The 10,079-nt window shown below is 36.4% G+C and carries 10 protein-coding genes; 4 read left to right on the top strand and 6 right to left on the bottom strand.

What is annotated here, in order from left to right; genetic code table 11:
* Positions 1–60 precede the first annotated feature (60 nt).
* The 6 genes from cmk to VLB74_RS01510 form a co-directional block, all read right to left on the bottom strand.
* Entirely contained in the window at positions 61–750 is a 690-nt protein-coding gene (cmk, locus tag VLB74_RS01535; protein WP_325201710.1) for a (d)CMP kinase, read from the bottom strand.
* 10 nt (positions 751–760) lie between these two features.
* A complete protein-coding gene (porQ, locus tag VLB74_RS01530; protein ID WP_325201709.1) occupies positions 761–1,780 on the bottom strand; it encodes a type IX secretion system protein PorQ in 1,020 nt (339 codons plus the stop codon).
* A gap of 113 nt (positions 1,781–1,893) precedes the next feature.
* Complete coding sequence (lon, locus tag VLB74_RS01525; RefSeq protein WP_325201708.1) at positions 1,894–4,344, bottom strand: endopeptidase La; 2,451 nt, start codon at positions 4,342–4,344, stop codon at positions 1,894–1,896.
* A gap of 194 nt (positions 4,345–4,538) precedes the next feature.
* A complete protein-coding gene (locus tag VLB74_RS01520; protein ID WP_325201707.1) occupies positions 4,539–5,063 on the bottom strand; it encodes a lipocalin-like domain-containing protein in 525 nt (174 codons plus the stop codon).
* Between the two features lie 54 nt (positions 5,064–5,117).
* Positions 5,118–6,440, bottom strand: coding sequence for an MFS transporter (locus VLB74_RS01515; RefSeq protein WP_325201706.1), 1,323 nt, complete (start codon positions 6,438–6,440; stop codon positions 5,118–5,120).
* A gap of 63 nt (positions 6,441–6,503) precedes the next feature.
* Entirely contained in the window at positions 6,504–7,316 is an 813-nt protein-coding gene (locus tag VLB74_RS01510; RefSeq protein WP_325201711.1) for a M48 family metallopeptidase, read from the bottom strand.
* Positions 7,317–7,518: 202 nt separating this feature from the next.
* Between VLB74_RS01510 and VLB74_RS01505 the strand changes: the two genes are divergently transcribed.
* Genes VLB74_RS01505 through VLB74_RS01490 form a run of 4 tightly spaced genes read left to right on the top strand, consistent with a single transcriptional unit; the run spans position 7,519 to position 9,888 of the window.
* Positions 7,519–8,373, top strand: coding sequence for an alpha/beta hydrolase (locus VLB74_RS01505; protein WP_325201705.1), 855 nt, complete (start codon positions 7,519–7,521; stop codon positions 8,371–8,373).
* Between the two features lie 4 nt (positions 8,374–8,377).
* Positions 8,378–8,854, top strand: a complete 477-nt coding sequence (msrB, locus tag VLB74_RS01500; RefSeq protein WP_325201704.1) for a peptide-methionine (R)-S-oxide reductase MsrB — start codon at positions 8,378–8,380, stop codon at positions 8,852–8,854.
* Positions 8,851–9,243 carry a peptide-methionine (R)-S-oxide reductase MsrB gene (gene msrB, locus VLB74_RS01495; protein WP_325201703.1) on the top strand — a complete coding sequence of 131 codons (393 nt, stop codon included), beginning with the start codon at positions 8,851–8,853 and terminating at the stop codon, positions 9,241–9,243. Before msrB (VLB74_RS01500) ends, msrB (VLB74_RS01495) begins: the two co-directional genes overlap by 4 nt.
* Positions 9,244–9,246: 3 nt before the next feature.
* Positions 9,247–9,888 (top strand): endonuclease III domain-containing protein, encoded by a 642-nt coding sequence (locus VLB74_RS01490; RefSeq protein ID WP_325201702.1) that lies wholly within the window; start codon positions 9,247–9,249, stop codon positions 9,886–9,888.
* Positions 9,889–10,079: the final 191 nt, after the last annotated feature.

Below are 10,079 nucleotides of genomic sequence, written 5' to 3'. Positions count from 1 at the left end.
CAAAATAATTTAAACCAATCTGTAAGTTCAAATCATTTTGGATCATTTCAGTAATTGTTGTTATGCGGAAACAATATCCGTAATCATATTTAAAACCAGCTGAAGCTGTTCTTTTCTTGTTAATGTCGAATTATCAATTTCAATAGCGTCATCGGCTTTTACTAAAGGTGAATCTGCACGATGGGTGTCAATATAATCGCGTTCGTTTACATTCTGCAAAACATCCTGAAAAGTAACTTTCTGTCCTAATTCAATAAGTTCGTCATAGCGGCGTTGTGCTCTTGTTTCCGGACTGGCTGTCATGAAGATTTTCAATTCGGCATGCGGAAACACCACCGTTCCTATGTCCCTGCCATCCATTACAACCGCTTTGTTTTTCCCCATTCGCTGCTGTTGCTCAACCAATTTTGATCTGACTTCAGAAACTTCTGCAACTTTACTTACCAAACGGGAAACATCCAGTGTTCTGATATCCGTTTCAACATTTTTTCCGTTAAGGAACATTTCAGCAAAACCTAATTCAGGGTTGAATTCAAAATGCAAATGCAGGTCGGGTAAACTCTCAACCAATTTAATTTTATCTAAATGATTTTCTGAAACATAATGATGCTGCATTGCAAAAACTGTAACTGCACGGTACATCGCGCCAGTATCAACGTAAACATAACCAAGTTTCTTTGCCAGTTGTTTGGCAAGCGTACTTTTTCCTGTTGACGAAAATCCGTCTATTGCTATGGTAATTTTTTTCAAAATCTGACTGTTATTGTAAATTTATAGTTAATCCGAATAAGCTCATATTGGCCGCAACCGTATATCTTGAATACGAATAGTCAAATTTAACTTTATTAAATCGCAATCCGAAACCGGCTGAAATTCCGGAAAAATTTCGTTGATCAATAATTTTCAACTCCTCACCTCTTCTGAAATTATAACTTAATCTGATGTTAAATGCTTTTTGAGGAAACAATTCTGCGCCAAAAATCACGTGTCTGAAAGCATTGTTGAAAAAAGTCACTTTTTCCTCTTTAGCCTCACCGTCAATGGTCTCTTCAGCCCTGTTAGGATTACTGAAAGCGATGTTCCATTGCTGAAGATTTTCTAAAGTCAAATGCCATCGAAGCGGAACATTCTCCAATTCCTGAGATATTCCGGCTATTATTTCCAGTGGCAATTTTTCTTTGTCTCCCGCATAAGTTGTGATTTGCGTTCCGACATTTCGGATTACAAGCCCTATGTTGATATCATTTTTGTCGTCAACATATAAACCTCCAATATCAGCAGCAATACCGAACGAATTATAACTTTCCAAAGTAGAGGAAATCAGTTTCACATTAGCTCCCACATAAATTGGAGTCCATGGTATGTTGTATGCGTATCCTCCTGAAAGTGCTATTTCACTACCCGTAAAATCACTGGTTTTCTGACCATTTTCGTCATAACCTTCAAACTGACCGTAATTTACGTAATTTACACCAAGATGCAATGTTTGCACATGACGGTCCCATGTATAGGCATAAGCACCCGTACCATAAGCCACTTCGCCAAAATAACTTCCGTAATTCAATGAAAGATGATTATCCATTTCGGCATTAATGGTTGCCGGATTATAGATTCCCTGATTTACATCCTGATCATATATGGTAACCGTTTTTCCTCCCAGGGCAGCCTGTCTCGGTGAAGTCACTAAACTCAGAAACTGATAAGTATATTTTCCTCCAATCTGACCGTAGTTCACAGTGCAAATCAGCATAAAAAGGAAAGTCAGAAGTTTCTTGTACATTTATTGGATTTCGTTTCTGGATGAATAACGCAATTGCGAAGATAAAATTATAAACGGGATTACACAAAAAAGAAATTCCAACTTATTTCTAAATTGGAATCCTTTTCTATAGCTTATAATTTTTTAGCGTTTTTTACTTTCTGATTCGTTATGGCGATATCCAGGACTTCTTCCATTGTATCGACGTAATGGAATGTCAAACCTTCAATGTATTCAGGTTTGATTTCATCAATGTCAAATTTGTTTTCCTGACAAAGGATGATTTCTTTAATATTGGCTCTTTTTGCCGCCAGAATTTTTTCTTTGATCCCTCCTACCGGTAATACTTTACCTCGAAGCGTAATTTCTCCTGTCATAGCGAGGCTTTTCTTAACACGTTTTTGACTGAAGCTTGACACCAGGGATGTTAACATCGCCACGCCGGCACTTGGCCCGTCTTTAGGAGTTGCGCCTTCCGGTACGTGAATGTGAATATTGTATTTTTCTAAAACTTCAGGACTGATACCTAATTTTTCGGCATTGGATTTAATATACTCCAAAGCAATCGTTACGGATTCCTTCATTACGGTACCTAAATTCCCGGTCATTGTCATGGTTCCTTTCCCCTTCGAAATGATCGATTCTATAAATAAGATATCTCCTCCAACACTTGTCCAGGCCAAACCGGTAACTACTCCGGCCGTTTCATTGTTTTCGTATTTATCACGCTCCAAACGTGGCGCTCCCAATACTTTAATTATATCTTCATCAGTTATCTTTATATTGTATTCTTCCTCTAAAGCAATACATTTAGCAGCGTTTCTGACTACAGATGCTATTTTCTTCTCAAGGGAACGAACACCTGACTCTCTGGTATATCCAACAACAATTTTTTCAAGTTGTTTTTTGCCAATTTGAAGATTTTTCGAAGTCATGCCATGCTCCTTCAATTGTTTAGGAAGTAAATGTTGTTTTGCAATCTCAATTTTTTCTTCGATTGTATATCCGGTCATATTGATGACTTCCATTCGGTCGCGTAAAGCAGGCTGAATACTTGTCATGCTGTTTGAAGTTGCAATGAACATTACTTTAGACAGGTCGAAGCCCATTTCAAGGAAATTATCATAGAAATCCGAGTTTTGTTCAGGATCCAATACTTCCAGCAATGCAGATGACGGATCTCCATTAAAACTGCTCGATAGTTTGTCAATCTCATCCAAAACAAATACCGGATTGGAAGTGCCGGCCTTCTTTAAACTCTGAATGATTCTTCCCGGCATCGCTCCGATATAGGTTTTTCTATGACCACGGATTTCTGCTTCATCACGCAAACCTCCCAATGAAATACGCACATATTGTCTGCCCAACGCTTCTGCAATTGACTTTCCGATAGATGTTTTTCCAACACCCGGAGGTCCGTACAAACAAAGAATCGGCGATTTCATATCATTACGCAATTTCAGAACCGCTAGATGTTCAATGATTCGTTTTTTGACATCATCCAAACCAAAATGATCCCGGTCTAATATTTTCTGAGCGTTTTTTAAATCGAATTTATCTGATGAATACTCGTTCCATGGTAATTCCAGAAACAGTTCCAGGTAATTGCGCTGAATGCCAAAATCCGGTGACTGTGGATTCATTCGCTGTAATTTGGAAATTTCCTTATCAAAATGCTTGGCAACTTTTTCTTCCCATTTTTTAGATTTTGCTTTGTTTCGCATTTCTTCAATTTCCTGATCATGAGAAACGCCACCCAATTCTTCCTGAATGGTTTTCATTTGCTGATGAAGGAAATATTCGCGTTGCTGCTGATCTAAATCGAAACGAACTTTGGATTGGATATCGTTTTTTAATTCCAATTTCTGGAACTCAATATTCATATATCGCAACGTTTCTAATGCTCTGTCTTTTAAATTATTAACAGATAGCAATGCTTGCTTTTCTTCAACTGAAAGATTCATGTTGGAAGAAACAAAATTGATTAAAAACGGATCGCTTTCTATATTTTTTATGGCAAAAGTTGCCTCTGTTGGAATGTTCGGACTTTCTTTAATAATCTCAATAGCCAATTCCTTGATGGAATCAATAATTGCAGTGAATTCTTTATCCTTGCTTTTCGGACGAATTTCGGCAACTTCCTTAACTTTAGCTTTAAGATAGGGCACATCAGTGGTTACTGAATCGATCTCAAATCGTTTTTTACCCTGCAAGATAACCGTTGTATTCCCGTCAGGTAATTTCAAGACGCGAAGAATTCTTGCCACAGTTCCTACTGAATGGATGTCAGCTACAGTTGGCTCTTCTACATTCTCATCCTTTTGAGCAACAACACCAATGATTTTGTCACCCATATTGGCATCATTGATAAGCTTAATCGATTTGTCTCTTCCGGCTGTAATCGGAATTACAACACCCGGAAAAAGTACTGTGTTTCGTAAAGGCAATATTGGTAACTCACCCGGAAGTGTTTCATTATTCATCTCTTCTTCATCTTCGGGAGTTAACAACGGAATTAATTCTGCATCCGAATCAATTTCCTGAAGTGACAGATTGTCAAGTGTGAGTATTTTTTGATGTGGCATAATATTTTTAGGACTTTTTGTCATTAAATAATAAGGCGTAGTTTTACATTTATACGAACGTAAAAAACTAACTCGTTATATATCTGTACAAATTTACGTTTTATTAAAATTCTTTCTTTGTATTATTCAATCTTTATGCCAATAAAAAAGCCTGAAAAAAAATCAGGCTTTTTTATTTTTATAGTAAAGTAAAATTACTGCTTTGTATAAATCATTGTTATACCGGAAGAAAGAAACTCTGGTGTATCGATTGGAATTCCAACAATAGTTCCCATATTCTCTCTTAAGATAAGCTCATCACCTGAAATTGTTAAAACATCTGTAATTACAACACTATCTTCTGTATGTGTTAACGTCAAAGTACTGCCTGAATACGTCCAAGTACCAGAAATTACCGGATCTGTAAAACATTGAAGTGAATTAATTTGAGAAATATCAACACCTTTAGAATCAGCAGTAAAAGTAAGATCTTCATTTAATGTCAAAAACATATTGTTAAAACACGTTGTTTCAGACATCTGATTAGAAGAAGCTTCCCCATCTCGATTTAAATCTGTTTGAACATCGGTATTAAAAGCTGTTAATTTGTATCTTCCGGCAACTTCTTCATTAGTATTTCCTGTAAGCACAGCCGGATCAACTGGTTCAGTATCTCCACAAGATGTAAATAATGCGGCTGAAAACATAGTAATCACTGCCAAAAATTTAATTCGTTTCATAATTATTTATTAGAGGTCTTTTGTAAATTTTTCCAAATATAATATAATTTTATTTTAATCATCATTTTTTGGGACTCTTGTAAGCAAGAAAATTCCAGAAGCAAAAAACAGGGCTAAAAAAACAATGGAATTTCGCATACTTCCTGTTAACTGATCAATCAATCCATACAAAAACATTCCGATTACAATTCCGATTTTCTCGGACACATCATAAAAACTAAAAAAAGACGCAGTATCTTTTGTTTCCGGTAAAAATTTAGAATATGTTGAACGTGACAGTGATTGAATTCCTCCCATGACCAAACCAACAAAACCGGCAGTGATATAAAAATGAACCGGTAAAATCACAAAGTAAGCACATACGCAAATTACCATCCAGACGGCGTTTATCACAATTAACGTTTTAATATTACCAAATTTTTCAGAAGCTCTTGAAGTAATTACCGCTCCCAAAACCGCAACCAATTGGATAACCAATATACTTATTATCAACCCCATAGTTCGTTGACCATCTGATTCCCAGGCAATTTCCTGCTCTCCAAAATAAGTTGCTGCAAGCATAACAGTCTGTACGGCCATACTGTAAATGAAGAAACTTATAAGATAGCGTTTTAAACGGAGATCTTTTTCCAATAAAAGCCATACTTTCTTCAATTCTTTAAATCCATTGAAAATAATAGCAGTATGAACTTTATTTTTATCTCCGTTGGCACCTTTAGGTAAATAATAAAAAGCGTATTGGCTAAAAACAATCCACCATACACCTACTGATATAAATGAATATTGCATCGCTTTTTTTATCGCTTCGCTTTCGCTTCCTTCTATCCCAAACAAATTAGGCTTCATGACCATTGCAAGATTAATGATCAACAGAATAACACTTCCAAGATAACCCATGGAATAACCTCGGGCACTGACTCTGTCTTGTTGTTCCGGAAAGGCAATATCAGGTAAATAGGAGTTATAAAACACCAAACTTCCCCAAAAACCAATCAAACCAAAGAAATAAGAAGCCAAACTGAAGTAAATGTTATCCAAATCAAACCAACAAAGCCCGATAGACGATAGTGCGCCCAAATAACAAAAAAAACGCATGAATGATTTTTTATTTCCTGCATAATCCGCAATCCCTGAAAGCAACGGTGAAAAAAAGGCAACCATCAAAAAGGCAACTGCTGTGGTAAAACTTATCAAAGCTGTACTTTTCAATGTAGTTCCGAAAACTTCTATATTGAGACTTCCCTTTTCTTTAAACAGCTGCCCATAATAAATTGGAAAAATCGCTGAAGCAATTACCAGACTGTACACTGAATTTGCCCAATCATAAGACACCCAAGCATTTAATAATTTAGAACTCCCTTTTTCTAGTTGTTTCATAATTGTTTTAGGTATATAAAAAAATCCCGACTTACATCGGGATTCGAATATACATATTATTTCTTACTTAAATGTAACGCCAAATTTTGCAGCTTCTTCTTTAGCTTTTGGAATAAGCTTTTTAATATTTGCTATACGGGTTTCATCTGAAGGGTGTGTACTCATAAATTCCGGAGGTTTTTGCCCTCCTGCATTAGCAGCCATTCTTTGCCAAAACTCGATTGCCTGATCAGGATTATAACCTGCAACAGCCATAAGTGTCAAACCAATCATGTCCGCTTCACTTTCATGAGAACGGCTGAAAGGCATCATACCTCCATACTCCGTTCCAATTCCGTATGCTGTCATAATAGCTGCTTGTGTTTCTTTACTTTGTCCACCCGCCGCAACACCCAATCCTACTGCTCCCAATTGCTGTATCATTCCAGCACTCATACGCTGTTGCCCATGATTTGCCAATGCATGCGCAACTTCATGTCCCATTACGGTAGCCATACCTGCATCATTTTGACAAATTGGCAAAATTCCGGTATAAAAAACTATTTTCCCTCCGGGCATACACCATGCGTTCACTTCTTTATTGTCAACTAAATTATATTCCCATTTATAATCTTTAAGATAATCTTCTTTCCCATTGGCATTCAACCATCTTTCCGCGGCTGCTTTTATCTTCATACCTACGTTTTCAACGCGTTCAGCGTCTTTGGTTCCTTTTATAACCTTATTTTCTCCCAAAAACTGGCTGTACTGCTGAAAGGAAGATGGGAAAATTTGACTGTTGGGTACCAGCGCCATAGTGTTCTTTCCTGTAAACGGATTCTTTGCACAGGAGATTGCAATTACTAAAGCACCCATTACTAGTATGCGGACTTTCATATTCATAACGTCAGATTTTTATGTATCAAATTTACAAAAAATACACCGAAAAAACGTGTTAATATCGTTTCAAAATCACTTTTTGAACCAAAATTAAATTCAAAACACTAGTTACAAAAGCAGTGACGTTTATATTTATTTAAGAATAATTTATAACTGAACAAATCATTAAAAAAGTAACTTGCAGTATATTTTTACAGAAATGAAAAAACCAAAGCATCAGCAAACAATTAAAATCCCTAAAGTAATTCTTTATACCGCAAAGATATTAGAGCGTATTTCTCCTAAACTGGCTACAAAATTTGCAATAAAATTATTTACGACACCCATCCGACATAAAATTCCGAAAAGGGAAATAGCAATGGATGCTGACAGTAAACAGCAATTAATTACTGTAAAATCAATAAATAAAAGTGTAATGGTATACCAATATGGAACTTCCGAAAAAAAAATTCTATTGGTACACGGTTGGTCTGGCCGAGGAACCCAGCTGGTTAAGATTGCCGATGAACTTATAAAATCAGGATATTCGATTGTCAGTTTTGACGCCCCTGCACACGGGAAAGCTCCAGGAAAAACAAGCAATATGACTGAATTTATTGCTTCCGTAGTACAAATTGAAAAAGAATTTGGTCCTTTTGAATTTGCAATCGGACATTCCTTGGGAGGTATGACCATTATGAATTCAATTAAAAGAGGCTTGAATGTAAAAAAAGCAATAATAATCGGTAGTGGAGATGTTGTCGAAGATATTATGGATGATTTTGTTCTGAAATTGGGGCTGAAACCAGAGATAAGCAAAAAGATGAAATTTACATTTGAAAATAAAATTGGGGAAACCATGAACAGTTATTCTACGTATATAGCTTCAAAAGAAGTTACTATCCCTGTTTTGGTAATTCACGATGAAAACGATGATGATGTTCCGGTAACGGCTGCTCATCACATTAACAAGCATTTAAAAAACGGAGAATTACTGATTACCAAAGAATTGGGACATAGAAAAATTTTAGGGGACGCTAAAGTAATCAAGAAAATCGTGTCATTTATTGAGTAAAACCATGAAAAATTTATTTGTCATAGTAATAATGAGTGTGTTTATTTCCTGCAATGGTCAGGAAAAGAAAAAAGAAGCTCAAACTGCCTCCACTCCAACAGTTGAAGATCCTTGGAAAGCAAAATTAACTCCTGAACAGTATGAGGTTTTAAGGGAAAAAGGAACCGAAAGACCTTTTACGGGAAAATACTGGAAACATTTTGAAAAAGGAATCTATGTTTGTGCGGCCTGTCAGAATCCATTGTTTACTTCCGATGCTAAATTTGATTCCGATTGCGGATGGCCATCTTTTGATCAATCCATAAAAGGATCCGTAAAATATACAAACGACAACAGTTTCGGTATGGAGCGAATAGAAGTTACCTGTGCCAAATGCGGCGGACATCTCGGACATGTATTTGATGATGGTCCAGCACAAACAACAGGCAAACGTTTTTGTACAAATTCAATTTCAATACAATTTATACCTGCAAAACAATGAAATATGATGTTGAAAAATCCGAAGACGAGTGGAAAGCTCAATTAGGAGAAGAAAAATACAGAATCCTTCGCCAAAAAGGAACGGAATATCCTCATACAGGCGAATATAACCTTCTTTTTGAAAATGGCACCTACTGCTGCGGTGCTTGTGGTGAGCCACTTTTTGAGAGCGACACGAAATTTGACGGACATTGCGGCTGGCCATCGTTCGACAAATCCATTCCAGGTAAAATCGAATATTTAAAGGACACATCACATGGAATGCTACGGACGGAAATTTTATGTGCTAAATGTGGCGGGCATCTCGGACATGTTTTTAACGATGGTCCGACAGAAACCCGTATACGCTATTGTGTAAATTCCTTATCTTTAGATTTCCATAAAAAATAACGCATGAATTTATTTGATGAAAAAATAGATTGGTCAGCCAGCCTAGAGCCACTTATTGAAAAATATAAAGGTAAAAAACATCCTTTAGACTATCAGAATATCTACCAACTGATGATTATGGTTATTCTTTCAGCACAAGATTCTGATGCCAACATCAATAAAATTTCACCTGCTTTATTTGAAGCACACCCCAACTTGGAAAGTCTGTCTGTTTCAAATGTCGATGCATTAATTCCGCATATTTCCAAAGTTAGAAATTTCGGAACCAAGGCGAGTTGGATTATTGAAATAGCTCAATCCCTGAAAAAAGACGAGAATATTCCTTTAAATATGGAAAATTTAGTCGCATTAAAAGGAATCGGACGAAAATCTGCCAATGTAATTATGAGGGAAGCCAATGTTCCTGCAGAAGGAATTATTGCTGATTTACACGTAATTAGAGTAGCTCCCCGAATTGGAATAATTGCAGAATCAAAAGACGGCAACAAAGTTGAAAAACAATTAATGCAAGTTTTACCTAAAGAAATTTGGGGTGAAATCGGTATGGCTTTTTCCTTTTTAGGAAGAGAAATCTGCAGGCCTACCAATCCTAAATGTGACATTTGTCCGGTAAATAATTGTTGTAATTATTACAGAAATTTATAAATATCCTCTTTAAATTTAATTTATAACAGCAGAAAATCATTTTTCCGTTCTTGTTTATTTTTTTTCAGGAGCGAAAGGTCGTTTTTGATTGCTATACGTAATTAACTCCGTTGAATCTTCGATTTCCCGTGTTCCGTTGTACTTCGTGTCACTCTACCCGGGGCTAGGGAGGCATTCCGTATTTGTTTATC

Origin of the sequence: Flavobacterium sp. (genome assembly GCF_035456225.1) — a bacterium.
Lineage (GTDB): Bacteria > Bacteroidota > Bacteroidia > Flavobacteriales > Flavobacteriaceae > Flavobacterium.
Note: the sequence above shows the minus strand (reverse complement) of the source record. Positions and strands in the feature narration are given on the sequence as shown.